The sequence below is a fragment of the Pseudomonas protegens genome (assembly GCF_003732485.1).
GTDB lineage: Bacteria > Pseudomonadota > Gammaproteobacteria > Pseudomonadales > Pseudomonadaceae > Aquipseudomonas > Aquipseudomonas protegens_B.
Genome location: NZ_MOAK01000089.1, coordinates 98,608 through 99,609, shown reverse-complemented (window position 1 = coordinate 99,609; position 1,002 = coordinate 98,608). Strand labels below are relative to the sequence as shown.

Annotated in this window: 2 protein-coding genes; both read right to left on the bottom strand. The window is 56.4% G+C overall.

The window, feature by feature from the left end; genetic code table 11:
- A partial coding sequence (locus BLX41_RS32245; protein ID WP_221179230.1) for an ABC transporter permease occupies positions 1-560 on the bottom strand: 560 nt, incomplete at its 3' end.
- Between the two features lie 81 nt (positions 561-641).
- Positions 642-1,002, bottom strand: a 361-nt coding sequence (locus BLX41_RS36925) for a transporter substrate-binding domain-containing protein (RefSeq protein WP_259745467.1), incomplete at its 5' end; no start/stop codon positions are given.

Sequence of the window (1,002 nt, the reverse complement as noted above, 5' to 3'; positions counted from 1 at the left end):
GCGTCTGCCGCCTGCTTGGCCTTGAACATCATGTCTTGCAGACCCACCACCGAAATCAACGCGGTAGCCTTGGTCAGTACCAGCCAGTTGTTGGTGAAACCGGGAATCGCCAGGCGAATCATCTGCGGCACCATCACCCGGAAGAACACCTGGAAGCTGCTCATGCCGTAAGCCATGCCCGCCTCGGCCTGCCCCTTGGGGATCGCCATGAAGGCGCCACGGAAGGTTTCCGACAGATAGGCACCGAAGATAAAGCCCAGGGTGCCGATACCGGCGGCCAGCGGATTGAGGTCGATGTAATCGTCGTAGCCCAGCAGCGGCGCCACACGGTTCAGCAGGTCCTGGCCGCCGTAGAAGATCAGCAGGATCAGCACCAGGTCGGGAATTCCACGAATCACCGTGGAGTACAGATCGCCGAGCCAGGCCAGCCAGCGCACCGGCGAGAGGCGCAGTGCGACCCCGATCAGACCCAGAACAATGGCCAGGGCCATGGACGACAAGGCGAGCTGAAGCGTCAGCCAAGCGCCATCGAGGATGACAGCCCCGTAGCCGTTCAACATAATTTAAGTCCTAGATGCACATAAAAAATGACATGAATTTAAGTACTTGCGCCATTTAAGGCAGGCTGCTGCGGTGGCTGGTTACTTGCCGTAGATATCGAAATCGAAGTATTTTTCCTCGACATTCTTGTAGGTACCGTTGGCGCGAATGGCGGCAATGGCTGAGTTGAACTTATCTCTCAATGGGTCGCCCTTACGTAAGGCAATACCCGAACCACCGCCGAAATATTTGACGTCAGTAAATGCCGGGCCTGCGAAAGCAAAATCTTTGCCGGCGTCGGTCTTCAGAAAGCCCTCAGAGAGCAATACGGCGTCAGCCAATGTGCCATCAAGGCGTCCGGCAACTACGTCCAGGTAAATTTCGTTTTGCGAGCCGTAAGGAACGATGATCGCGCCCTTAGGTGCCAGCACTTCATTGGCAAAGCGATCATGGATTGACCCG